This is a genomic window from Petropleomorpha daqingensis (assembly GCF_013408985.1).
Taxonomy (GTDB): domain Bacteria; phylum Actinomycetota; class Actinomycetes; order Mycobacteriales; family Geodermatophilaceae; genus Petropleomorpha; species Petropleomorpha daqingensis.
Map to the genome: position 1 here is coordinate 2,046,415 of NZ_JACBZT010000001.1, position 22,073 is coordinate 2,068,487.

Below are 22,073 nucleotides of genomic sequence, written 5' to 3' on the forward strand. Positions count from 1 at the left end.
GGGAGGCGACGCTCCCCAGGTGGGGCATGCACTCCGCGACGACAGCACTACCCTGCCCGGGTGCCCGGAATGCCTGCTCGCCCGACGCCGACGCGATTCGCCTACCTCGGGCCCGAGGGTACCTTCGCCGAAGCGGCTCTGAGCAGGGCAGTTCCCGCCACGGAGGGACGCCGGCACCCCCAGCCGAGTGTCCCGGCCGCGCTGGCCGCCGTCCGATCGGGCGACGCGGACGCCGCCGTGGTCCCCATGGAGAACTCGGTCGAGGGTTCGGTGCCCGCGACGATGGACGGCCTGGCCGACGGCGACCCCCTCGTGATCACGCAGGAGGTGGTGCTGCCGGTGACCATGACGCTGGTCGCCCGGGCCGGCACCGCGCTGGCCGACGTCCGCTCCCTGGCCAGCCACCCGCACGCGCTCGCGCAGTCCGCCCGGTGGATCGCCGAGCACCTCCCGCAGGTCGCGCCGCTGCCCACGACGTCCACCGCGGCCGCGGCCGCAGCCGTCGCGGCGGGGGAGTTCGACGCCGCCGTGTGCGCGCCGATCGCCGCCGAGCGGTACGGCCTGGCCACGCTGGTCGACGACATCGCCGACTTCCCCGGGGCGGCCACCCGGTTCGTGCTGGTGGAGCCGCCGGGCCGGCTGCCGGAGCCGACCGGCAACGACAAGACGTCGCTGGTCGCGGTCGTCGGCGACCGCACGGGCGCGCTGCTGGAGCTGCTGCGGGAGTTCGCCGTCCGGGAGATCAGCCTGACCCGGATCGAGTCCCGGCCGACGCGCGAGCGGATCGGCACCTACTCCTTCTCCCTGGACTGCGAGGGGCACGTGGCCGACCGCCGGGTCGCCGAGGCGCTGGCGGCGCTGCACCGGGTCTGCGACGAGATGCGCTTCCTGGGCTCCTACCCGCGGGCCGACGGCCGGACGAACAGGCCGGTGCCGCCCGTCGCCCAGGACCCGGCCTTCGCCGACGCGGAGTCCTGGCTGGCACGGGTGCGCGGAGGCGCCGCGTCCTGACATCGCGGTCCAGTCTCGCGGCTCGACCTGCGGGATCAAGCCGACGCACCGGGGATGTGGCGGACCGATCCGTCCGGTTCAGTGGCGGGAGGAGAGCCGGCTCGGCCACCAGGTGCGGTCGCCCAGCAGGTGCACCGCGGCGGGGACGGTCAGCGACCGGACGACGACGGTGTCGAGCAGGACGCCGAAGCCGACCAGGAACGCCAGCTGGTTGAGGATCAGCAGGGGCAGGACGGCGAGGGTGCCGAACGTGGCCGCCAGCACCAGCCCGGCGCTGGTGATCACGCCGCCGGTGACCGCGAGCGCGCGCAGGACGCCGACGCGCGTGCCGGCGGCGACGGACTCCTCGCGGGCCCGGCTCATCAGGAAGATGTTGTAGTCGACGCCCAGCGCGACGAGGAACACGAACCCGATGAGCAGGACGCCGGGGTCGCTGCTGGGGAAGTCGAGGAGGTGCTGGAACACCAGCGCCGAGACGCCCACGGTGGCGGCGACGCTGAGCGCGACCGACAGGACCAGCACGACGGGGGCGACCAGCGCCCGGAGCAGCACGGCCAGCACGAGGCCTACGACCAGCAGGACGGTCGGCACGATGACCGCGAGGTCGCGGGTACCGGCCTCGCGGGCGTCGAGCGAGCTGGCCGTCGTCCCGCCGACCAGGGCGTCCGGGGTGACCCCGCGGACCGCCGTCCGCAGCTGCCCCACGACGTCGAGGGCCGCGTCGCTGTCGGGTGCCTCGGCGAGCGTGGCGTCGATGCGGACGAGGCCGTCCACGACGACGGGCTCCGCGTCCGCCGTCGGCGGCCCCTGCTCCCCGGTGTAGGGGGCGACGGCGGCGACGCCGTCGACGTCGGCGGCCGCCGCGGCGACGTCCTCCCAGGTCCGCTCGGGCGTGATCACGACCGCCGGGCTGGCGCTGCCGGCGTCGAAGTGCCGGGCCAGCGTCTCCTGGCCGACCGTCGCCTCGGACCCGCCGCGGAGGGCGTCGGTGAGGGAGATCCCGCGGACGTCGAAAGTGGGGGCGAACGCGGCGGCGACGGCGAGGCCGATCACGCTCCACACCAGCACGCGTGCCGGGCGCCGTCCGACGAAGCCGGCCACCCGCTGCCAGCCGCGCCCGTGGGGCTGCTCGTCGCCGTAGCGCGGGCGGAACGGCCAGAAGGCGACCCGGCCGAGGAGGACCAGGGCGGCGGGCAGGAAGGTCAGCGCGGCGACCATCGCCAGCAGGATGCTGACCGCCGAGATCGGGCCGAGGCCGCGGTTGGACTTCAGGTCGGAGAGCAGCAGGCAGAGGACGCCGAGGATCACGGTGGCGCCGGAGGCCACGATCGGCTCCCACGACCGGCGCAGGGCGGTCCGCATGGCGTCGAACCGGGACTGCTCGCGGCGCAGCTCCTCGCGGAAGCGGGAGACCAGCAGCAGCCCGTAGTCGGTTGCGGCGCCGACGACCAGGATCGAGGCGATGCCCTGGCTCTGGCCGTTGACCGTGATCCAGCCCTGCCTCGCCAGGACGTAGGCGACGGCGACCGAGGCGGACAGCGCCAGCCCGGCCGTGCCGATCACCAGCAGCGGCAGGATCGGGCTGCGGTAGACGACGACCAGGATGAGCAGGACCACCCCGAACGCGGCCGCCAGCAGCAGGCCGTCGATGCCGGCGAAGCCGTTCGCGAAGTCGGCGAACAGCCCGCCGGGGCCGGTCACGTACGCCGTGGTGCCGGTGACGCCCGGCAGGGCGCGCAGCTCGGCGACGAGGTCGCCCAGCGCATCCCCGAGGTCCGGACGCAACGGGAGCACGGCCTCGACCGCCTCGCCGTCCTCCGACGGGATCGGCGGCGACGCCTCGCCGGTGGTGGCGTCGGCGTCCTCGGCGATCCGCACCGCCCGGTCGAGGCGCTGCGCGATCTCCGCCTGCGCAGCGGCGTCGACCGGGCCGCCGTCGGACTCCCAGAGCAGGACCACGGGCAGGCTGCGCTCGGTGTCGAACCGGCGCAGCAGCTCGGTGACGCGGGTGGACTCCGCGCTGTCGGGCAGGAAGGCGGCGTTGTCGTTCTCCTGGACGGCGCTCAGCTTCCCGTTGAACGAGCCCAGCGGTCCGCCGAGCCCCAGCCAGAGCAGGACGACGAGTGCCGGCAGGAGCCAGCGGAGCGTGCGGCGAGCCATGAAATCCCTCGACGGTCGACTATCTCGATGGCCGAGAGATTAGAGGAGTGAGAGACTGCGGGCCAACGGAGGGGGTTCGGTGGACGAGACGCGGGCCGAGCTGGCGCTGATGCTGCGGCGGCTCACTGTCGAGCTGGACGCGGTGGGGCAGCGCTTCGCCGGGCTGCACGGACTCGGCCGCACCGACGTCCGGGCGCTCGTCGCGATCATGGACGCCGCCCGGGCGGGGCGGCCGATGACCGCCGGCGCGCTGGGCACGGCCGTCGAGCTGTCCTCGGCGTCGGTGACCGCCCTGGTCGACCGGCTGGAGCGGGTCGGGCACGTCGAGCGGGTGCGCGACGAGCACGACCGGCGCCGGGTCGTGCTGGAGATGACGCCCTCGGCGATGGCGGCCGGTGGGGAGTTCTTCGGCGGGCTGCAGCGGGACCTCGTCGCGGCCATGGCGTCCTACTCCGACGAGGAGCTGGCCGTCGTCCGCCGGTTCCTCGAGGAGATGACCGAGGTCATCGTCGGCCACCAGAAGGCGGACTAGAGGTAGAGGCCGGTCGATTCCTCGATGCGCTCGGCGGCGACGGCGTGCACGTCGCGCTCGCGCAGGATGATCAGGTCCTCGCCGTGCACCTCGACCTCGTGCTGGTCCTCGGGGGAGAACAGCACCTGGTCGCCGACCTTCACCTGGCGGACGCTGGAGCCGACACCGCGCGCCTCGCCCCAGATCAGCCGCTTGGCCACCTGCGCGGTGGCCGGGATCAGGATCCCGCCGGTGGAGCGGCGCTCGCCGTCCTCCTTGCGCAGCGCGACCAGGATGCGGTCGTGCAGCATCTTGATCGGGAGCTTCCCTGCGGTCTCTGACACGCCGATCAAGCTAGTCCTAGCCCCAGCCGAGCTCGTGCAGCCGCTTGTCGTCGATGCCGAAGTGGTGCGCGATCTCGTGGACGACGGTGATCGTGACCTCCTCGACCACCTCGTCCTCGCTCTCGCAGACGTCGCAGATGGCCTCGCGGTAGATCATGATCCGGTCCGGCAGCGCGCCGCCGTACTGCCAGCCGCGCTCGGTGAGCGCATAACCCTCGTACAGGCCCAGCAGGTCCGGCTCGTCGGCGTTTCGGTCCTCGACCAGGACGACGACGTTGTCCAGCAGCGCCATCAGCTCGGCCGGGACCTCGTCGAGGGCGTCGGCGACCAGCTCCTCGAACTGGGCCGGCGGAAGGGCCTTCACCAGCTGGTCGGCAGCGGCCGGCCCTCCTCGTAGCCGGCGGCGCTCTGCACCCCCAGCACCGCGCGCTCGTGGAGCTCGTCGACGGTGCGCGCCCCGGCGTAGGTGCACGAGGACCGGACGCCGGCGACGATGCCGTCGATGAGGTCCTCGACGCCCGGCCGCTCGGGGTCGAGGTACATCCGCGAGGAGCTGATGCCCTCCTCGAACAGCCCGGCGCGGGCCCGCTCGAAGCCCGACTGGGACGACGTCCGCGCCTTGACCGCGCGGGCCGAGGCCATCCCGAAGGACTCCTTGTAGAGCCGGGCCCCGTCGTTGTTCATGTCGCCGGCGCTCTCGTAGGTGCCGGCGAACCAGGAGCCCACCATCACGTTGGCCGCACCGGCCGCCAGGGCCAGCGCCACGTCGCGCGGGTGCCGCACGCCGCCGTCGGCCCAGACGTGCTTGCCCAGGGCGCGGGCCTCGGCGGCGCACTCCTCCACGGCGGAGAACTGCGGCCGGCCGACGCCGGTCATCATCCGCGTGGTGCACATGGCGCCAGGGCCGACGCCGACCTTGATGACGTCCGCGCCGGCCTCGATCAGGTCGCGTGTGCCGCTCGCGGTGACGACGTTCCCGGCCACGACGGGCGTCGAGTCCGCGACCGAGCGCACGATCCGGACCGCCTCGACCGCCTTCTCCTGGTGGCCGTGCGCGGTGTCGACCACGAGGACGTCGACGCCGTAGGACAGCAGCGCCTCGGCCTTGCCGCGGACGTCGCCGTTGATCCCGATCGCCGCCGAGGTCAGCAACTGGCCGCTCGCGCCGACGGCGGGCTGGTACAGCGCCGAGCGCAGCGCGCCCTTGCGGGTGATGACGCCGACCAGCCGGTCGCCCTCGACCACCGGGGCGGCGTTGAGGCGGGCATCGGTCAGGACGTCGAAGATCTTCGGCAGATCGGTGCCGGCCGGGATGGTCAGCGGGTCCGGCGACATGACCTGGGACAGCTGCGTGAACCGGTCCACGCCCTGGCAGGCGCCGTCGGTCACGACGCCGACGGGGACACCGTCCTCGACCACCACGACGATGCCGTGCGCCCGCTTGGTGAGCAGCGAGAGCGCCTCGGCGACCGTGGAGGTGGGCCCGAGCGTGATCGCGGTGTCGTAGACGGGGTGCCGCGCCTTGATCCAGGTGATGACCTCACCGAGGACCTCGACCGGGATGTCCTGCGGCAGGACGGCCAGGCCGCCGCGGCGGGCCACCGTCTCGGCCATGCGCCGGCCGGAGATCGCGGTCATGTTGGCCACGACGATCGGGATCGTCGTCCCGACCCGGTCGGGCGTCGTGAGGTCGACCTCCAGCCGCGAGCCCACCGTGGAGTGGTTGGGCACCATGAAGACGTCGGCGTAGGTGAGGTCGTGGTCCGGCCGGTTGCCGAGGAAGCGCATGCCCCCAGTGTCCCTGAAAACGGATCGTCAACCTGGTTGACGATAGGGCGATGTGGGTGCAGGCTGCCGCCCATGGCTGTGATCCCTGCTCCTTCCGCCCCGACCCACGAGCTGGGCGGTGCCCGGTTCACCTCGCTCGCCACGCCGTCCCGCGGCTCGAGCGACACCAGCGTCTGGCTGGTCGAGATCACCCCGGGGACACCGGGCGCGCCCCACCGGCTCACCCGCGAGGAGGTCTTCGTCGTCCTGGCCGGACGGGCTTCGGTGAGCCTGGACGCCGAGGTGTCCGTGGCAGAGGCCGGGGACGCGATCGTCGTCCCGGCGGGCGTGCCGTTCGCCTTGGCGGCCGCGGGGGACGAGCCGCTGCGGGCGCTCTGCTGCCTGCCGACCGGTGGGCAGGCGCAACTGGCGGACGGCGAGCCGTTCACCCCGCCGTGGGCCCGGTGAGCGAACCGCCCGTCCCGCTGGCCCGGCTGTTCGCCATGGCCTACCGGCTGCTGGTCGACGACCTGCACGAGCGCCTGGCCGGCCGCGGCTGGGTCGGTGTCCGGCCCGCGTTCGGCTACGTGCTGCTGGCCCTGCGCGCCGGACCGGTCTCGCTGCGCGACCTGCCCGTCGCGCTCGGCACCAGCAAGCAGGCGGTGTCCAAGCTCGTCGACGCGATGGTCGCGGCGGGGTTCGTGGAGCGGGCGGCCGATCCGGCCGACTCGCGCGCGAAGCGGGTCCAGCTCTCGGCGCGAGGGCGCGCGCTGCTCGCCGACGTCGAGGAGATCTGGGCCGAGCTGGAGCGCGGCTGGGCCGAGGCGCTGGGCGAGCGCCGGGTGGAGGACCTGCGCGCCGACCTCACCGAGGTCCTGCGCGCCGCGCACGGCGGGACGCTCCCCGCGGTGCGCACGGTCAGCTGACGCCGACCGGCTCCAGCGCGGCCCGCACGAGGTCGTCGTATACGGTCGGGTCGTCGTCGAGCAGCACGGGCGTGCCGTGCGGCATCGGGCCGCCGTTCCAGCCGGTGCGCGTGCCGGGGTTGCAGACGGCGGTGCCGTCGGATCGGACGACGGTGCCGCTGCACGGCGCTGCGCCGGCGCGGGCGGCGGCGAAATCGGCCATGACCGCCGCCCGGAACCGCCCGCTGTCGAGCGCCGCGGCGAGCTGGTCGACATCGACGTCCGGGCAGGCGGCGGCAGCGGCGAGCACCTCGTGCCGCAAGGAGATGCAGCGCGAACGGGAGAAGAACGCCCGGCGGAGCTCGAGGTCGAGCTGTTCTGCGCCCCGTGTCGAGCTCTCGCCGGCCGCCCGCACCGCCTCCAGCGCCAGCAGGCTCGTCACCGGGTACTCCTCGGCACGGCCCTGCCACAGCGACCACCCGAACCCCGGTGTCAGCGACGCGCAGAGCGGGATCTCGGCGTCGACCACCCGCCGCGCGATCGGGCGCTCCAGCAGCAGCTCCAGCGGGAACGCCCGGTGCACGAGGGAGAGCTCGTCGTCCGCCCCGGCGCGTGCCCTCGCCTCGTGCAGCCGGAGCACGACCACGGTCGCCCAGGGGCAGACCAGGTCGCTGTAGACGACGAGCCCGGCCATCAGAACGGCACCGGGTGCGTCAGCAGGCCCGTGCCCTCGTCCCGTCCGGACAGCACCCGCGCGAACTCGACCGCGTCGAGGGTGAGCTGCTCGCCGTCCTGGCCGTGCGACCAGGTGCCGCCGGCCGGGCCGGTCAGCGTCAGCCGGTAGGGCTGCCCGTGCGTGGCCGCCCACTCCGCGACGACGTCGGCGACGATCCGCCCGTCGTGGTCGGCGGTGAGCTCCAGCGGCCGCCCGGTGGCGCGGGCGAGGTCGACCCGGTGCAGCCACGCATCGCGGGTGTAGATGCAGTCCATGAGGTAGCCGAGCGGGCGGGTGCCCAGGGGTGGGCCGAACGGGATCCGGACCGCGCGCACCGGTGCCGGGATCCGGCCGCGGGCGCGGACCGCGCGGACGCCGACGTCGGCCAGGTCGCGCACCAGCTGATCCGGTGCGAGGTCGGCGCGCTCCTGCACGTGCACAGCGGTCATGCCGTCGATGTCCGGCGCGCCCGGCCGCAACCGACGGCCGAGCTTCTGCTGCCTCCGCAGCTCGCGGATGCTCGCCGAGCCCTCCGCGTTGCCGACCAGGTGGGCCACGAGGTCGCGCACGTCCCACTCCGTGCAGTCGGTCGGCCGGCGCCAGTCCTCGTCGGACAGCCCCGCGAGCAGCTCGCCCAGTCGCCGGTACTCCTCGGCCGACGCGGCCATCCAGTCGCGGTGCTGCATCGGCTGCTCCGTCCTCGACGTCGTCCCGGCGCTCATGCCAGCACCAGCCCGTGCGTCTGCGCCAGCCGCGGCACCGAGGTGGGGTCGACCTCGAGGTCGAACCGCGCGGCGACCTCGGCGAGCCGGTCCAGGTCGGGCGGCCCGTCGACGGCCAGGACCTCGCCGAGAGCGGCGAAGTACTGCTCGAAGCCACCGGGGGTGATGACCTCCAGGAGCCGGGCGGGTTCGTCGCCGGCGTTCCAGAACGCGTGCGGGACGCCGCGCGGCTTGAGGACGAGATCGCCGGCCCAGGCGATCGACGAGCGGCCGCCGATCTCGACGCCGACCGCGCCGCTCAGCACGAACGACCACTCGTCCTCGTGGGTGTGCGTGTGCACGGGGCTGCCCAGGGCTCGCGGAGCCAGGTCGTGGACGACGAAGGCCGGCCCGCCCGCGGTGTCGTCGCGGCCGGCGAGCAGCAGCGCGCCGAGCGGTCCCTCCAGCAGCGGGACGGCGTCGCCTGCGGGCACGAGGCCTGCGCGGGCGGTGGACGGGACGGTCATGGGGCCTCTTCGGACGGGTTTTCCTAACGGTGTTCGGAACAGTCCTCCGACCGCTTTCGACTGTCAATAGCTTTTCCGAACGGTGTTAGGATTCCTGCGTGACCGAGACCGCCGTCCCGCGGGACCGCCGTGCCGACCGGCATGCCGCGACCAAGAGCGAGATCGTCGCCGCCGCCTGGCGGCTGGCGCGTGAGCGCGGCCTCGGGGCCTGGTCGCTCCGCGACGTGGCGCGCGAGGTGGGCATGCAGGCGCCCTCGCTGTACGGCTACTTCGCGAGCAAGAACGCGGTGTTCGACGCGATGTTCGCGGAGGGCTGCGCCGAGCTCGCGTCCCGCGTCGAGGAGGCGGCGGCGTCCCCGGCTTCTCCTGTCGAGAAGCTGCGCGCGTCTGCGCCGCTGTTCTTCGACTTCTGCGTGGAGGACCCGGCTCGCTTCCAGCTGCTGTTCCTCCGCGTCGTGCCCGGCTTCGAGCCGTCCCCCGAGTCGTACGCGCTGGCGCAGATCGCCCTCGACCGGCTGGCCGAGGTGCTGGCTGCCGCAGGCATGGGTTCCCCGGAGCTGGTCGACCTCTGGACGGCGCTGACGACCGGGCTGGCCAGCCAGCAGGTCAGCAACGACCCGGGCGGGGACCGCTGGCGACGCCTCCTCGAGCCGGCCGTGGAGATGTTCCTCGCCCGACACCTGCCGGAAGGTGCGCCGGCGCGGAGTTGAGACCCGTCCTCACCATGGCGCCGGCGGTCCTACTGACCGATCGTGACGAGTGTCTTGGACGTGATCAGTGAGTCGCCGAACTCGGCATCAGTGACGACGCGCCCGGTCTCGACGAAACCGAGCTTGTGCAGGACGGTGCGGGAAGCGAGGTTCCATGACCTGACCCCTGCCCAGAGCCGCTCGAACCCGGAGTCAGCTGCCCACCTCACGACGGCCTGGGCGGCTTCGGTGGCGAAGCCGGACCCGTGCGCGCGTCGCAGCAGTTCATAGACCAATTCGGGTTCGCCCGGCATGCTCTGGCCGTCGAACAACAGCCCGCAGTAGCCGATGACATCGCCTTCCCGCGATCGCGTGATCGTGAGGAGCCCTACATTCGGGGAGTGCGTCTCGGCGTCGATCTGGGAGGCAATGTCTTCGACTGTCGGGCGACCATCCGCGCCGATTCGTCGGTGCGGCGGCACCCGAGGGTCTCGCTCGGCCCACATCTCTCGGTAGGCAGCGGCATCGTCGACTCGCTGGCGTCGCAGCACGAGCCGAGCGGTCGCGATCTCGTTGGGCATGACCCATGCCGACACCGCCACATCGTGCCAGGACGGGACTGCTCGACCCGCCGTCGGCTCAGCCGGCGTGGGCGAGTTCTTGTTCGCCATCGATCGGCGTGGGCCGGAGGGTGAGGATCTCGGTGCCGTCGGGTCGGTAGGTGTGCCATCGCCCGGCGGTATCTCGTTCGATCGTGAAGCCGTGGTGGACCTGGGTGTGGTGGCGTTCGCAGAGCAGCGCCGAGTTCTCGAGGCTGGTCTGGCCGCCGAAGAGCCAATGCACCACGTGGTGGACGTCGCACCACGACGTGGGGGCGTCGCAGCCGGCGAAGACGCACCGCTCGTCGCGGTGCTCGACGGCTCTGCGCAGGGCCGGGGTGGCCAGGCGTTGGCTGCGCCCGAGATCGAGCAGCTCGCCGTCGGGGCCGATCAGGTAGCGGCGCAGCTCGGCGTCGCAGGCGACCTGCCGGGCCGTGGCGGCGGAGACGACCCCGCCGAAGCCGAGGTCGGCCGCCCCGCGGCCGGTCGCCTCATCGGCCAGGTCCTCCGAGCTCACCTTGACCGCGACCTGCGGCTTGTTCCGCCGCAGCAGCGGCGCGGTGCCCGCGGCCAGGGTGTTGTCGGCCCACTGCACCAGCGCATCGCCCTGCTGCTGGGACACGGTCCGGTCATCCCCGGCCGGGCGGTCGGCCTGCCGGTGGGCCTCCAGGGCGGCCTGGACCTTCTCCGCGCCGAGGGCATCCAGGTGGCCGCGGAAGGTCACCGATCCATCGGCGTGCCGGACGATGGTCAGGAACCGCTCCTCGGTCGGGTCGGGCTCCGGGCCGTCCTGATCCAGGCGCTGCTGGACCTGGTGGGCCAGCCGGGTCAGGTCCTCGTGCGGCCGGTCGGCGGCGAACCGGGCGAGGACCTCGGCGACGTCGGCCACCGTGCCGCCCTGGGCGGCGATCCGCGGCGCCCATTTCGGCCCGGTGAACTGCGCGATCACGTCGACCTGGTCGGCGGTCAGCGCGCCGGCGGCGTGCAGCTCCTCGACGGCCGGCAGCTGTTCCAGTGCCCGCCCGGCGCGGACGATCTTGGACGCGGCCGGCTCGGAGAGCCGGCCGTGCCCGCGCAGCCACGACGCCGCGGTCTTCTGCCCGTCGGCGGCGAACGCCCGCCTGGAGTCGGCCACCCGCACCGTGCGGGCCAGGGCGGCGTCGATCCGGTTGCGCTCGGCGACCAGGGCACGCGTGCGGTCGAGCAGCTCAGGGCCGCTCAGCGCGTGGAGGTCGTCGGAGGACATGACCGCAACGCTAGCGACGCACCAGCCTCGACGCCGGGACGAATCCCCAGGTCACAGCCCTGTCCACAGATCCGGCAAGCACCTTGACAGGCCGCGCCCGGTCGCACCGGTAGCTTGGCTCGTCGTGGCACGGGACGGGGGAGCGACGCTGGGGCGCCCGTTCTTCGCGCTCTGGACGTCCAGCACCGCGTCGGCGTTCGGCACCGGGCTGGCCACCGTCGCGACCCCGCTGTTCATCGCCTCCCGCACGGACGATCCGTTCGTCGTCTCGACGGCCGCCGCCGTCACCTGGCTGCCGTGGTTGCTGTTCGCGCTGCCCGGGGGCGTGCTGGTCGACCGCGTCGACCGCCGCCGGCTGATGGTGGTCGTCGACTGGCTGCGGGCCGCCGCGATGGCCGGACTGGCGCTCGCCGTCGCCACCAGGAGCGCCGGCATCCCGCTGCTGCTCGCCGTCCTCTTCGTGATGAGCACCGGCGAGGTGCTCCAGCGGGCGGCCGGCCAGGCGCTGCTGCCCGCGCTGGTGCCGCGCGAGCGGCTGGAGCGGGCCAACGGCCTGCTGTTCGGCGGTGCCACGGTCGCCCAGCAGATGGTGGCCGGCCCGCTCGGCGGGTGGCTGTTCGTCGTCGGGGCCGCCCTGCCGTTCGTCGCGAATGCCGGGCTGCTCGCCGTGGGCGCCGCGACGCTCGCCCTGATCTCCGGCACCTACCGGGCCGGCGCCTCCGCCGCCGCCGCGGACAGATCGGTGCGCCGTGAGGTGCTCGACGGGCTGCGCTGGCTCCGGGGCCAGCGGTTGCTGCGCACGATGGCGGTGCTCATCGGCCTGCTCAACGTGACGCTCACCGCCGCCCTCGCGGTGCTCGTGCTGCTGGCCCGCGACCGGCTGGGTCTGGGGTCGGTCGGCTACGGCCTGCTGTTCACCAGCATGGCCGTCGGCGGCGTGCTCGGCGCGCTCGTCGGCGATCGGCTCATCGCGCGGTTCACCGCGACGTGGACCATCCGCGTCGGGCTGCTCGTGGAAGCGGCCACGCACCTGGTCCTCGCGGTGTCGACCAACGCCGTCGTCGTGGGCGTCACGCTGTTCCTCTTCGGGGTCCACGGTGCGCTCTGGGGCATCGTGGCCTCGTCGCTCCGGCAGCGGCTCGCCCCGCCGGAGCTGCTCGGCCGGGTGGGCAGCTCCACGCTGTTCGTCTCCGCCGGGGGCAACTGCATCGGGGCCGTGCTCGGAGGAGCGCTCGCGTCGGCGTTCGGGCTGACCGCGCCGTACTGGGTCGGGTTCGTCGTGGCCGTCGTCGTCGCCGCCTGCACGTGGCGGGTCTTCAGCCCGGCCATCGTGGCGCGGGCCTATGGGGAGCGGGCACCTACGATCGGGGAGTGATCGACCTCCGGCTCCTGCGCGAGAACCCCGACGTCGTCCGTGCCAGCCAGCGCGCCCGCGGCGCCGACGAGTCCCTGGTCGACACCCTGCTCGCCGCCGACGAGGCACGCCGCGCGGCGGTCGGGCACGCCGACGACCTCCGCGGCGAGCAGAAGTCCGCGTCGCAGGCGGTCGCGAAGGCGTCGAAGGAGGAGCGGCCCGCCGTCCTCGAGCGGGCCAAGGCGCTCGCCGCCCAGGTCAAGGAGGCCGAGGAGGCCCAGCGCGCCGCGGACGCCGCCCTGCGGGACGCCCACCTGAAGATCGCCAACGTCGTCCACGACGGCGTCCCGCCCGGTGGCGAGGACGACGCCGTCACCCTGCGCACCGTCGGCGAGGTCCCCACCTACGACTTCCCGGTCCGCGACCACCTCGAGATCGGCGAGGCGCTCGGCGCCATCGACATGGAGCGCGGGGCCAAGGTGTCCGGCGCCCGCTTCTACTTCCTCACCGGGCCGGGCGCGCTGCTCGAGTTCGCCCTGGCCCAGCTGGCGATCAGCCGCGCGGTCGCCGCCGGGTTCACCCCCGTCGTGGCTCCGGCGCTGGTCAAGCCGGAGGCCATGGAGGGCACCGGGTTCCTCGGCGCGCACGGCGAGGAGGTCTACCGGGTCGAGCGCGACGACCTCTACCTCGTCGGCACCTCCGAGGTGGCGCTGGCCGGCATGCACGCCAACGAGGTGCTCGACCTCGACGGACCGCGCCGCTACGCCGGCTGGTCGTCCTGCTTCCGCCGCGAGGCCGGCTCCTACGGCAAGGACACCCGCGGGATCATCCGCGTGCACTGGTTCGACAAGGTCGAGATGTTCAGCTTCTGCCGCCCCGAGGAGGCCGCCGACGAGCACCGGCGGCTGCTCGCCTGGGAGGAGGAGTTCCTCCAGCAGCTTGAGCTGCCCTACCGCGTGGTCGACATCGCCGCCGGCGACCTCGGCACCAGCGCCGCCCGCAAGTTCGACATCGAGGCCTGGTTCCCGAGCCAGGACACCTACCGCGAGCTGACCAGCACCTCGGACTGCACCACCTTCCAGGCCCGGCGGCTGAACATCCGCTACCGCGACGCCGACGGCAAGCCGCAGACCGCGGCCACGCTCAACGGGACGCTGTGCGCGATCGCCCGCACCATCGCCTGCCTGCTCGAGGTGCACCAGCGGGCCGACGGCTCGGTGTACGTGCCCAAGGCGCTGCGGCCCTGGCTCGGCGGCGTCGAGGCGCTCACCGCCGGCATGACCCTCACGGCGGCCGTTCCGCCGCCGGCCGCGTGAGCTCACCCGGCGTCCTCCCCTCCTCCGGGCAGGCCGCCCCCGGTTCGGACGACGTCGTCCCGCTGCCCGACCTCGGTGGCTGGCGGCCGCGGCTGGTCGCCACCGACCTCGACGGCACGCTGCTGGACTCCGCCGGCGCCGTGACCCCGCGGACGCGGGCCGCGCTCGAGGCGTGCTGGGACGCCGGGATCCCGGTGGTCGGCGCGACCGGCCGCGGCCCGCGGCTCCTCGACAGCGTCCGCGAGGCGCTGGACGGGCGCGGGGTCGCCGTCCTGGCCCAGGGTGGGTTCGTCGTCGACCTCGAGCGCGACGAGGTGCTGCGCGCGGTCGGGCTGCCCCGGGAGCAGGCGATGTCGGTCATCGAGGAGATCGAGGCCGTCACCGGTCCCCTGGTCCTCGCGGTCGAGGACGCCGCCGAGCAGGCCGAGTCGCGGCGGCCGCTGCGGGTGCAGCACGGCTTCGACTGGCCGTACCCGGAGCCGGCGCACCTGCTGCCCCGCGACCGGGTGCTCCCGGAGGGCGCCGTCCTCAAGGTCTTCCTGCGCTCGTCGGCCCTCGGGCAGGACGAGCTGCTGGCCCGGGCGCGGCGCGTCGTCGACCCGGCGGTCGCCGAGGTGACCCACGCGGGCCTGGGCTTCATCGAGGTGCTCCCGCCGGGTATCACCAAGGCGACCGGCCTGGGCGTCGCGCTGGGCCGCTACGGGGTCGACTTCGGCGACGTCCTGGTCTTCGGCGACATGCCCAACGACCTGCCGATGATCGGCGCCGTCGCGGCGGCCGGCGGCCGGGCGGTGGCCGTCGCCAACGCGCACCCCGCCGTCCGGGCGGCGGCGCCGGAACGGACGAGCGGCAACGACGCCGACGGCGTGGCCCGCTACCTCGAAGCGGTGCTCGGTGTCTGACTGGCGGCCCCGGCTCATCGCCAGCGACATGGACGGCACCCTGCTGCGCTGGGACGACACGGTCAGCGAGGCCACCGTCGCCGAGCTCGCCCGCTGGCGCGCCGAGGGGGTCCCGATCGTCCTGGCGACCGGGCGCCCGCCGCGCTGGATGGTCAAGATCCGCGAGGTCCTCGAGGTCGGGACGGCGGTCTGCTGCAACGGCGCCGTGCTGCTCGACCTCGAGAGCTTCACGATCGTCGACGAGGACGCGCTCGCGCCCGCGGTGCTGCAGGACGTCGTCACCGAGCTGCGCCGGCGGCTGCCGGGCACCCGGTTCGCCGTGGAGTACGGCCTGGAGTTCCGTCACGAGCCCGGCTACCACCCCCGCTGGGACGTGAACGCGCCCGGCGTGGCGACGGCTCCGCTGGAGGAGCTGGTCACCGCCCCCGTCGCCAAGCTGCTGGCCCGCCACGACGACCTCGACGCCGCCCCGTTCGTGACCACCGTCGAGGAGGTCGTCGCCGACCGCGCCACGGTGACCAGCTCGTCGTCCGACGCGCTGGCCGAGATCTCCGCGCTCGGGATCACCAAGGCCACCGGCCTGGCCAAGGTCGCCGCCCGCCACGGCGTCGGTCCGGAGGACATCGTCGTCTTCGGCGACATGCCCAACGACATCGCGGCGTTCGAGTGGGTGCGGGCAGCCGGCGGTCGAGCGGTCGCGATGGCGCAGGCCCATCCGGACCTGCTGGCCGCGGCCACCGACGTCACGCACAGCAACGAGGACGACGGCGTCGCGGAGTTCCTCCGCTCCCTCTGATCCGGAGGGACGGCTGGGACGCCCGGTGCGCCGGGGATTCCTGCGGCGGCCGGTGACGGCTCCGGGACGGATCCTCGATGGAGTCACTCCAGCCGACCGCCGAGAAGGAAGGCGTGCGGAGCGCCGGTGCTCCCCGTACCCCGTCTCGGAGACCTCGTTGCTGAAGAACCTGTCCATCAGCCGGCGGCTCGCGCTCGGCTTCCTCGTCGTCGTCCTGAGCATGGTCGGGCTCACCGCCATCGGCGTGACCCGCGTCAGCACGATCAACGACCACCTGACGACGATCAACGACCTCAACTCGGTCAAGCAGAGGTACGCGATCAACTTCCGCGGCAGCGTGCACGACCGCTCGATCGCGGTGCGCGACGTCGTGCTGGCGAAGACGGCGGACGAGGTCCGGCAGCAGTCGGAGCTGATCGACCAGCTGACGCAGAAGTACACCGACTCGGCCGGTCCGATGGACGACCTGTTCGCCGTGGCGTCCAACGCGAACGCCGAGGAGCGCGCGGCGCTGGCCGACATCACGAAGGTGGAGGAGCGGACCCTCCCGCTGATCGAGCAGATCGTGCAGATGCGGACGGGCGGCAACATGATCGCCGCGGTGGGTGCGCTCGACCAGGCCAAGCCGCTGTTCGTCGAGTGGCTGCGCGCGGTCAACGTGCTCATCGACATGGAGGAGGCGATGAACCAGAAGCTGTCGGCCGATGCCCGCAGCGTCGCCTCCGGCTTCCTCCTCACCATGGTGCTGTTCTGCGCGGCCGCCGCCGTCCTGGCCGCCCTCATCGCGTGGCACCTCACCCGCGGCATCACCCGCCCGCTCGCGCAGGCCGAGGCGGCGTTCGCCGCCGTGGCCGAGGGTGACCTGACCCAGCGGCTCGAGGTCTCCTCGAAGGACGAGGTCGGCCGGATGGCGCAGTCGATGAACACGGCGCTGTCGTCGATCGGCGAGGTCATGTCCACCTTCCGCAGCGCCATCCAGGCGCTGACGACGGCCAGCACGCGGGTGGGCGACCTCAGCCGGCAGATCTCCATCGGCGCAGCGGAGTCCTCCGCCCAGGCCGGCGTCGTCGCGGCGGCCGCGACCGAGGTCTCGCGCAACGTGCAGACCGTCGCCGCCGGTTCCGAGCAGATGGGGGCGTCGATCCGCGAGATCGCGCACAACGCCAACGAGGCGGCCACCGTGGCCGGCAAGGCGGTGGTCGCCGTCGGGACGACGACCGAGACCGTCTCCCGGCTCGGCGAGTCCAGCCGCACGATCGGCGACGTCGTCAAGGTGATCAGCTCGATCGCCGAGCAGACCAACCTGCTGGCCCTCAACGCCACGATCGAGGCCGCCCGGGCGGGCGACGCCGGCAAGGGCTTCGCCGTCGTGGCGAACGAGGTCAAGGAGCTGTCGCAGGAGACCGCCCGTGCGACCGAGGACATCGCCCGGCGGGTGGAGGCCATCCAGGCCGACACCACCAGCGCCGTCAGCGCGATCGCGGAGGTGTCCGAGGTGATCACGCAGATCAACGACTACCAGACCACGATCGCCTCCGCGGTCGAGGAGCAGACCGCGACCACCAACGAGATGAACCGCAGCGTCGGTGAGGCCGCGACCGGAACCGGTCAGATCGCGGACAACATCGAAGCGGTCGCGAGCGTCGCCCACTCCACGACCGAGCACGTCGGCGCGGCGCAGGAGGCGGCCGGCGAGCTCGCCGGGGTCTCGCGGCGGCTCGAGGAACTGGTGTCGGGCTTCCGCTTCTGAGGGTCGTTCCGGCCGAGAGGTCGGTCACCGGTTGATGCCGGTGACCGACCTCTCAGCGCACCTGCCCCACGGACCCCAGCCGCCACCGCTCTCGACGACATAGGGAACTGCTCGCTGCCGATACGGGCTGTGACCACTCGCACTTCCCGGAGGCCCACCATGGACGTCGAACCCCAGCCCACCGCGCAGGTCGAGGGAGGGAAGAGCGGGAACGGCTTCGGGCTGAGGACCCGCATGCTCGGCGCGATCCTCGTCGTCGCGCTCGCCACGATCGTCGTCGGCGTCGTCGGCATCAACCGCATGTCGGCGCTGAGCGACGAGGCGTCCCGCGTCTACGACGAGGGCGCCAAGCCGCTCGACGGACTGCGCCAGCTGCAGTCGGACTGGTGGGAGCTCTCGGCCTACACCGCCCGCGCCGCGATCACCGCCCTGCCGCCCGCGTCCATCCAGTCGGCGCAGCAGAGCGCGGCCCAGATGGTCCAGACCCTGAGCGACCAGACCGCCGTGGTGGCCAAGATGCAGCTGTCCCCGGAGGCCGAGCAGGCGTTCGCGGAGTTCGGCCAGGCCGTCCAGACCTACCTGCAGGCCCTCGCGAAGGTCCAGCAGCCCAACCAGCCGATGGCGGTGATCGGTCCGCTGCTGCAGACGATGGACGAGCAGGAAGCGATCATCGCGAAGAGCCTGGTCACCGCGACCGAGGCCGCCGCGGCGCAGGCCACCGCGGTCGCCGCCGACGCGCGCGACGCCTACACCTCCGCTCGGACGCTCACCATCGTGATCATCGGGATCGGCGTGATCGTGGCCGTCGTCCTGGCGCTCGTCGTGGCCCAAGGGGTGATCCGGCCGGCGCGCCGGATCCGCGAGGTGCTCGGACAGGTCGCCGCGGGTGATCTGTCCGTGCGGGCCGGCGCCACCGGCGGCGGCGAGCTGGGTGAGGTCGCCGCCTCGCTGGACGACACGCTGGAGTCGCTGGGCCACGTCATGAACCTCGTGCGCGGCTCCGCCACCCGCCTGTCCGATGCCTCCGCGCAGCTCGACGCCGCGTCGCAGGCGATCGCCGACAACGCCCGGACGGCGGCCGGTCAGGCCGAGGCGGTCGTGACCTCCGCCGGCGAGGTGGCCTCCAGCGTGGACACCGTCGCGGCGGGCTCCTCGCAGATGGAGTCGGCGATCCGGGAGATCGCGCACAACGCGACCGAGGCGGCGCGCGTCGCCGGCCAGGCCGTGGACGTCGCCGAGAACACCACCAACACCGTGGGCAAGCTCGGCGACTCGTCGCAGGAGATCGCCACCGTGGTCAAGCTGATCAACGGCATCGCCGAGCAGACCAACCTGCTGGCGCTCAACGCCACGATCGAGGCCGCCCGCGCCGGTGAGGCGGGCAAGGGCTTCGCCGTCGTCGCCTCGGAGGTCAAGGAGCTCGCGCAGGAGACGGCGCGGGCGACCGAGGACATCTCCAAGCGGGTCGAGGCCATCCAGGCCGACACGGCCGGGGCGGTCGAGGCGATCAGCCAGATCTCGTCGGTGATCGCGGAGATCAACGACTTCCAGGCGACCATCGCCGCCGCCGTGGAGGAGCAGACGGCGACGACGAACGAGATGAACCGCAACGTCGCCGAGGCGGCCAGCGGCTCGCAGGACATCGCCGCGGCGATCTCCGGTCTCGCCGCCGGGACGCAGGAGACCAACCAGCGGGTCGACGACGCCCAGCGCGCCGCGGCCGAACTGGCCCGGATGAGCGGCGAGCTGCAGGACGCCGTCGCCCGCTTCACCGTGTAACGAACGGCACCCTCCCGAACGGCACAGGGCCCCGGCGCAGCGTCGCGCCGGGGCCCTCGTCGTCCGTCCGGTCAGCCGGTGCGGATCTCGGTCGCGTAGGTGCGCCAGAAGACGATCGCGACCACCACCGCCAGCACCCCCAGGACGACCCCGGCGACGGACAGCGTCCTGCCGGCGCCCGACGCCCGCGGGAAGCCCACGCCGCCGAGGACGATCCCGACCAGCCCGAGGACGACGCCCAGCAGCGGGATGAGCCAGGACAGCAGGAGGCCGACCAGGCCGCAGACGAAGCCGCCGGTGCCCGGGCCGTTGCCGCCCGGCCGGCTAGAGATACTGCCCGCCGCCCGGGCGGAAGTCGGGCTGCTGCGGCTGGCCGCCGGGCAGCGCCCGCCCGCCGCGGCGCATCTCCTCGAGCTGCGCGCGGGCGGCCATCTGCTGGGCGAACAGGGCCGTCTGGATGCCGTGGAAGACGCCCTCGAGCCAGCCGACCAGCTGCGCCTGGGCGATCCGCAGCTCGGCGTCGGACGGCGTCGCGTTCTCGCTGAACGGCAGGGTGATCCGCTCCAGCTCCTCCCGCAGGTCGGGGGAGAGGCCGTCCTCGAGCTCGCGGATCGACGCGGCGTGGATGTCGCGCAGCCGGTTGCGGCTGGCGTCGTCCAGCGGCGCCGCGCGCACCTCCTCGAGGAGCTGCTTGATCATCGTGCCGATCCGCATGACCTTGGCCGGCTCCTCGACCATGTCGCCGACGCTGAGCCCGCCCTCCTGGCCGCCCTGACCATCGTCCTGGGGCATGGGCATCGTGCCCATGGGCCGGCCGTCGGGCCCCACCACGACGATCTGCTGAGGACCTTCGCTGCCGCTTCCCGGTGCCGTCATGCCCCCATCCTGCCCCGCCGCGGGGACCGTCCGGTGGGTGGTCCACCGCGCACTAGGGTCGCAGGGGTGGGGGACGGCGGTCTCGACGTGGCGCGGGTGCGAGGCCTGTTCCCGGCGCTCGCCGACGGCTTCGTGCACACCGACGGCCCGGCGGGCACGCTGCTGCCGGAGAGCGTGGCCCGCGCCGTCGCGCACGCGATGCGGCTGCCGGTCGCCAACCGCGGGGGCGTGTTCCCGGCGTCCGGGCGGGCCGAGGCGATCGTGTCCGCCGCCCGCTCCGCCGTCGCCGACCTGGTCGGCGGCACGCCGGCCGGTGTCATCTTCGGCGCCAACATGACCACCCTGACCTACCGGATCGCGCGCACCCTGGCGCGCACCTGGCGGCCGGGGGACGAGGTGGTGGTCAGCCGGCTGGACCACGACGCCAACATCCGGCCGTGGCTGCAGCTGGCCGAGGAGACCGGCGTCCTCGTGCGCTGGGCCGAGGTGGACATCGAGACCGGTGACCTGCCCGCCTGGCAGTACGACCAGCTGCTCACCGAGCGGACCCGGCTGGTCGCCGTCACCGCGGCGAGCAACGCGATCGGCACCCGGCCGGACGTCGCCGCGATCGCCGCCCGGGCGCACGCCGTGGGCGCGCTGGTCTACGTCGACGCCGTGCACGCCGCCCCGCACGTCTACCTCGACCGCCGCGCCCTGGGCGCGGACTTCCTCGCGCTGTCGGCCTACAAGTGGTGCGGCCCGCACGTCGGCGCGGTCGTGGCCGACCCGGCGCTGCTCGGGCAGATGTGGCCGGACAAGGTGCTGCCCGCCTCCGACCGGGTGCCCGAGCGGTTCGAGACCGGCACCCCGCCGTTCGAGCTGCTCGCCGGCGTGCCCGCGGCCGTCGACCACCTCGCCGCGCTGAGCGCGGACGGGACCGGCTCGCGGCGCGAGCGGCTGCAGACCTCGATGGCCGCGGTGGCCGCCTACGAGGGCGAGCTGTTCGGTTGGCTGGACGACGCCCTGCGCGCGATGCGGCACGTGCAGGTGCTCGGCAGCCCCGAGGACCGGACGCCGACCCTGTCGTTCACCGTCGCGAACCTCGCGCCGCGGCAGGTGACCGCGGAGCTGTCCCGGCGCGGCATCTGCGCCTGGGACGGCGACTACTACGCCCGCGAGCTGTTCGACGCGCTCGGCGTCAACGAGGCCGGCGGGGCGGTGCGCCTGGGCCTGGCGCACTACAACACGGCCGAGGAGGTCGGCTACGTGATCGACGCCGTGTCCGCCCTCCGCCTGCGCTGAGGGCCCTGAACCGCCGACCGGCTGCCCGACGTGTGTCCCGGTGGGCCGCGGGAACGGCCCGCGGCCCCGCTCGGAAGGGGAACGCCGTGCGCAGGTTCTGGATCCTGGCCCTCCTCGCGGCAGCCGCGCTGCTGCTCGCCGCGTGCGGTCCCGGAGGTCGCTACGTCAGCGGATCGGCGGTCGCTCCGGAGGTCGTGGTCTCAGCTGCTTGAACCCTGCAACGGTCTCGCCCGTGTCCTCGGGTGACGGCGCCCGATACAGGCCGCGCCGTTTCGACGAGAGGGGCGCGTGGTGCGCAAGATCGGGATCATCACGGTGTTCGCCGCGGGGGCGCTCACCCTGGCCGCCTGCGGTGGCTCGAGCGGGTCCGGCGGCTCGAGCGCGGCGTCCGGCTCGAGCACGTCGTCGAGCAGCTCCGCTGCTGCGGCGACCGACCTCGCGTCCTGGGACAGCCCGCTGGGCACGATCGTGGTCGACGACAAGGCCCAGACCGTGTACGTGTTCGACAAGGACACCCCCGGCGCGGCGAGTGCCTGCACCGGCACCTGCGTCCCGCTGTGGCCGGCGCTGACCACCACGTCGTCCACGCCCACGGTCACCGGCGTCACCGGCATGGTGGGCACCGCGCCGACGGCCGACGGCAAGCAGCAGGTGACCCTCGACGGGCACCGGCTCTACGTCTTCTCCGGCGACTCCGCCGCCAAGCAGACCAACGGCCAGGGCTTCATGGGCCTCTGGTGGGCGGTCGCGCCGGACGGCACGAAGGTCACCGGGACGGCGTCGTCCGGCTCGTCGTCGGCCCCGTCGAGCTCCTCCGGCCAGCCCTCGTACACCTACTGAC

General features: G+C 73.6%; 25 protein-coding genes. 14 read left to right on the forward strand and 11 right to left on the reverse strand.

All coding sequences use genetic code 11. The features are described from left to right. Positions 1-69: 69 nt before the first annotated feature. Positions 70-1,011, forward strand: coding sequence for a prephenate dehydratase (gene pheA / locus GGQ55_RS10090; protein ID WP_179716333.1), 942 nt, complete (start codon positions 70-72; stop codon positions 1,009-1,011). Between the two features lie 78 nt (positions 1,012-1,089). On the opposite strand, the gene GGQ55_RS10095 is transcribed toward pheA, so the two are convergent. Next, positions 1,090-3,171, reverse strand: coding sequence for an MMPL family transporter (locus GGQ55_RS10095; protein ID WP_179716334.1), 2,082 nt, complete (start codon positions 3,169-3,171; stop codon positions 1,090-1,092). Between the two features lie 79 nt (positions 3,172-3,250). Between GGQ55_RS10095 and GGQ55_RS10100 the strand changes: the two genes are divergently transcribed. Continuing rightward, positions 3,251-3,703, forward strand: a complete 453-nt coding sequence (locus tag GGQ55_RS10100; RefSeq protein ID WP_366489042.1) for a MarR family winged helix-turn-helix transcriptional regulator — start codon at positions 3,251-3,253, stop codon at positions 3,701-3,703. Here GGQ55_RS10100 and GGQ55_RS10105 read toward each other — a convergent pair. The 3 genes from GGQ55_RS10105 to GGQ55_RS10115 are packed head-to-tail and all read right to left on the reverse strand — an operon-like array spanning position 3,700 to position 5,814. Next, positions 3,700-4,026 carry a GroES family chaperonin gene (locus GGQ55_RS10105; protein ID WP_366489043.1) on the reverse strand — a complete coding sequence of 109 codons (327 nt, stop codon included), beginning with the start codon at positions 4,024-4,026 and terminating at the stop codon, positions 3,700-3,702. The genes GGQ55_RS10100 and GGQ55_RS10105 overlap by 4 nt on opposite strands. Positions 4,027-4,042: 16 nt before the next feature. After that, positions 4,043-4,390, reverse strand: coding sequence for a metallopeptidase family protein (locus GGQ55_RS10110; RefSeq protein WP_366489044.1), 348 nt, complete (start codon positions 4,388-4,390; stop codon positions 4,043-4,045). Continuing rightward, complete coding sequence (locus tag GGQ55_RS10115) at positions 4,387-5,814, reverse strand: GuaB1 family IMP dehydrogenase-related protein (RefSeq protein ID WP_179716335.1); 1,428 nt, start codon at positions 5,812-5,814, stop codon at positions 4,387-4,389. The genes GGQ55_RS10110 and GGQ55_RS10115 overlap by 4 nt, the downstream gene beginning before the upstream one ends. A 72-nt stretch (positions 5,815-5,886) precedes the next feature. Between GGQ55_RS10115 and GGQ55_RS10120 the strand changes: the two genes are divergently transcribed. Continuing rightward, on the forward strand, positions 5,887-6,261 hold the full coding sequence (locus GGQ55_RS10120; RefSeq protein WP_179716336.1) for a cupin domain-containing protein: 375 nt from the start codon (positions 5,887-5,889) through the stop codon (positions 6,259-6,261). Then, entirely contained in the window at positions 6,258-6,719 is a 462-nt protein-coding gene (locus tag GGQ55_RS10125) for a MarR family winged helix-turn-helix transcriptional regulator (RefSeq protein ID WP_179716337.1), read from the forward strand. Before GGQ55_RS10120 ends, GGQ55_RS10125 begins: the two co-directional genes overlap by 4 nt. On the opposite strand, the gene GGQ55_RS10130 is transcribed toward GGQ55_RS10125, so the two are convergent. The 3 genes from GGQ55_RS10130 to GGQ55_RS10140 are packed head-to-tail and all read right to left on the reverse strand — an operon-like array spanning position 6,712 to position 8,641. Beyond that, positions 6,712-7,392 carry a DsbA family oxidoreductase gene (locus GGQ55_RS10130; protein WP_179716338.1) on the reverse strand — a complete coding sequence of 227 codons (681 nt, stop codon included), beginning with the start codon at positions 7,390-7,392 and terminating at the stop codon, positions 6,712-6,714. The genes GGQ55_RS10125 and GGQ55_RS10130 overlap by 8 nt on opposite strands. Further along, the gene (locus GGQ55_RS10135) at positions 7,392-8,135 is read right to left on the reverse strand and encodes a maleylpyruvate isomerase family mycothiol-dependent enzyme (RefSeq protein ID WP_218859234.1); all 744 of its coding nucleotides are present in this window, start codon (positions 8,133-8,135) and stop codon (positions 7,392-7,394) included. Before GGQ55_RS10135 ends, GGQ55_RS10130 begins: the two co-directional genes overlap by 1 nt. Next, positions 8,132-8,641, reverse strand: coding sequence for a cupin domain-containing protein (locus GGQ55_RS10140; protein WP_179716339.1), 510 nt, complete (start codon positions 8,639-8,641; stop codon positions 8,132-8,134). Before GGQ55_RS10140 ends, GGQ55_RS10135 begins: the two co-directional genes overlap by 4 nt. Positions 8,642-8,739: 98 nt before the next feature. Here GGQ55_RS10140 and GGQ55_RS10145 point away from each other — a divergent pair, with 98 nt between their 5' ends. Then, entirely contained in the window at positions 8,740-9,351 is a 612-nt protein-coding gene (locus GGQ55_RS10145; RefSeq protein ID WP_218859235.1) for a TetR/AcrR family transcriptional regulator, read from the forward strand. Between the two features lie 29 nt (positions 9,352-9,380). On the opposite strand, the gene GGQ55_RS10150 is transcribed toward GGQ55_RS10145, so the two are convergent. Further along, positions 9,381-9,911 carry a GNAT family N-acetyltransferase gene (locus tag GGQ55_RS10150; protein ID WP_179716340.1) on the reverse strand — a complete coding sequence of 177 codons (531 nt, stop codon included), beginning with the start codon at positions 9,909-9,911 and terminating at the stop codon, positions 9,381-9,383. 58 nt (positions 9,912-9,969) lie between these two features. Then, the gene (locus GGQ55_RS10155) at positions 9,970-11,175 is read right to left on the reverse strand and encodes an HNH endonuclease signature motif containing protein (protein WP_179716341.1); all 1,206 of its coding nucleotides are present in this window, start codon (positions 11,173-11,175) and stop codon (positions 9,970-9,972) included. A gap of 124 nt (positions 11,176-11,299) precedes the next feature. Between GGQ55_RS10155 and GGQ55_RS10160 the strand changes: the two genes are divergently transcribed. From GGQ55_RS10160 to GGQ55_RS10185, 6 genes are all read left to right on the forward strand, one after another. Then, positions 11,300-12,550, forward strand: coding sequence for an MFS transporter (locus GGQ55_RS10160; protein ID WP_218859236.1), 1,251 nt, complete (start codon positions 11,300-11,302; stop codon positions 12,548-12,550). Continuing rightward, entirely contained in the window at positions 12,547-13,845 is a 1,299-nt protein-coding gene (serS, locus tag GGQ55_RS10165) for a serine--tRNA ligase (RefSeq protein WP_179716343.1), read from the forward strand. Before GGQ55_RS10160 ends, serS begins: the two co-directional genes overlap by 4 nt. Further along, complete coding sequence (locus GGQ55_RS10170) at positions 13,842-14,747, forward strand: HAD family hydrolase (RefSeq protein WP_179716344.1); 906 nt, start codon at positions 13,842-13,844, stop codon at positions 14,745-14,747. The genes serS and GGQ55_RS10170 overlap by 4 nt, the downstream gene beginning before the upstream one ends. Further along, entirely contained in the window at positions 14,740-15,543 is an 804-nt protein-coding gene (locus GGQ55_RS10175; RefSeq protein ID WP_179716345.1) for an HAD family hydrolase, read from the forward strand. Before GGQ55_RS10170 ends, GGQ55_RS10175 begins: the two co-directional genes overlap by 8 nt. A gap of 157 nt (positions 15,544-15,700) precedes the next feature. Further along, a complete protein-coding gene (locus GGQ55_RS10180; protein WP_246323795.1) occupies positions 15,701-17,293 on the forward strand; it encodes a methyl-accepting chemotaxis protein in 1,593 nt (530 codons plus the stop codon). 159 nt (positions 17,294-17,452) lie between these two features. Beyond that, positions 17,453-19,072 (forward strand): methyl-accepting chemotaxis protein, encoded by a 1,620-nt coding sequence (locus GGQ55_RS10185; protein ID WP_179716346.1) that lies wholly within the window; start codon positions 17,453-17,455, stop codon positions 19,070-19,072. Between the two features lie 71 nt (positions 19,073-19,143). Here GGQ55_RS10185 and GGQ55_RS27730 read toward each other — a convergent pair whose 3' ends face one another. Together GGQ55_RS27730 and GGQ55_RS10190 are read right to left on the reverse strand one after the other, a co-directional pair. After that, complete coding sequence (locus GGQ55_RS27730; RefSeq protein ID WP_281371297.1) at positions 19,144-19,272, reverse strand: hypothetical protein; 129 nt, start codon at positions 19,270-19,272, stop codon at positions 19,144-19,146. A 124-nt stretch (positions 19,273-19,396) separates the two neighbouring features. Then, positions 19,397-19,948: a bacterial proteasome activator family protein gene (locus tag GGQ55_RS10190; RefSeq protein WP_179716347.1), complete on the reverse strand. Its 552-nt coding sequence runs from the start codon at positions 19,946-19,948 to the stop codon at positions 19,397-19,399. Between the two features lie 66 nt (positions 19,949-20,014). Here GGQ55_RS10190 and GGQ55_RS10195 point away from each other — a divergent pair, with 66 nt between their 5' ends. The 3 genes from GGQ55_RS10195 (at position 20,015) to GGQ55_RS10200 (ending at position 22,072) form a co-directional block, all read left to right on the forward strand. Next, on the forward strand, positions 20,015-21,232 hold the full coding sequence (locus GGQ55_RS10195; protein ID WP_179716348.1) for a cysteine desulfurase-like protein: 1,218 nt from the start codon (positions 20,015-20,017) through the stop codon (positions 21,230-21,232). A gap of 86 nt (positions 21,233-21,318) precedes the next feature. Then, on the forward strand, positions 21,319-21,444 hold the full coding sequence (locus GGQ55_RS27735) for a hypothetical protein (protein WP_281371298.1): 126 nt from the start codon (positions 21,319-21,321) through the stop codon (positions 21,442-21,444). Positions 21,445-21,520: 76 nt separating this feature from the next. Continuing rightward, positions 21,521-22,072, forward strand: coding sequence for a COG4315 family predicted lipoprotein (locus GGQ55_RS10200; protein WP_179716349.1), 552 nt, complete (start codon positions 21,521-21,523; stop codon positions 22,070-22,072). The last annotated feature ends 1 nt before the right edge of the window (position 22,073 follow it).

Bases quoted from the DNA above. Each gene is read 5' to 3' on its own strand.
- GGQ55_RS10120 (WP_179716336.1), top strand. From the start codon at position 5,887: ATGGCTGTGATCCCTGCTCCTTCCGCCCCGACCCACGAGCTGGGCGGT.
- GGQ55_RS10190 (WP_179716347.1), bottom strand. From the start codon at position 19,948: ATGACGGCACCGGGAAGCGGCAGCGAAGGTCCTCAGCAGATCGTCGTG.
- GGQ55_RS10135 (WP_218859234.1), bottom strand. From the start codon at position 8,135: ATGAGCGCCGGGACGACGTCGAGGACGGAGCAGCCGATGCAGCACCGC.
- GGQ55_RS10185 (WP_179716346.1), top strand. From the start codon at position 17,453: ATGGACGTCGAACCCCAGCCCACCGCGCAGGTCGAGGGAGGGAAGAGC.
- GGQ55_RS10130 (WP_179716338.1), bottom strand. From the start codon at position 7,392: ATGGCCGGGCTCGTCGTCTACAGCGACCTGGTCTGCCCCTGGGCGACC.
- GGQ55_RS10155 (WP_179716341.1), bottom strand. From the start codon at position 11,175: ATGTCCTCCGACGACCTCCACGCGCTGAGCGGCCCTGAGCTGCTCGAC.
- pheA (WP_179716333.1), top strand. From the start codon at position 70: ATGCCTGCTCGCCCGACGCCGACGCGATTCGCCTACCTCGGGCCCGAG.
- GGQ55_RS10150 (WP_179716340.1), bottom strand. From the start codon at position 9,911: ATGCCCAACGAGATCGCGACCGCTCGGCTCGTGCTGCGACGCCAGCGA.
- GGQ55_RS10140 (WP_179716339.1), bottom strand. From the start codon at position 8,641: ATGACCGTCCCGTCCACCGCCCGCGCAGGCCTCGTGCCCGCAGGCGAC.
- GGQ55_RS10095 (WP_179716334.1), bottom strand. From the start codon at position 3,171: ATGGCTCGCCGCACGCTCCGCTGGCTCCTGCCGGCACTCGTCGTCCTG.
- GGQ55_RS10115 (WP_179716335.1), bottom strand. From the start codon at position 5,814: ATGCGCTTCCTCGGCAACCGGCCGGACCACGACCTCACCTACGCCGAC.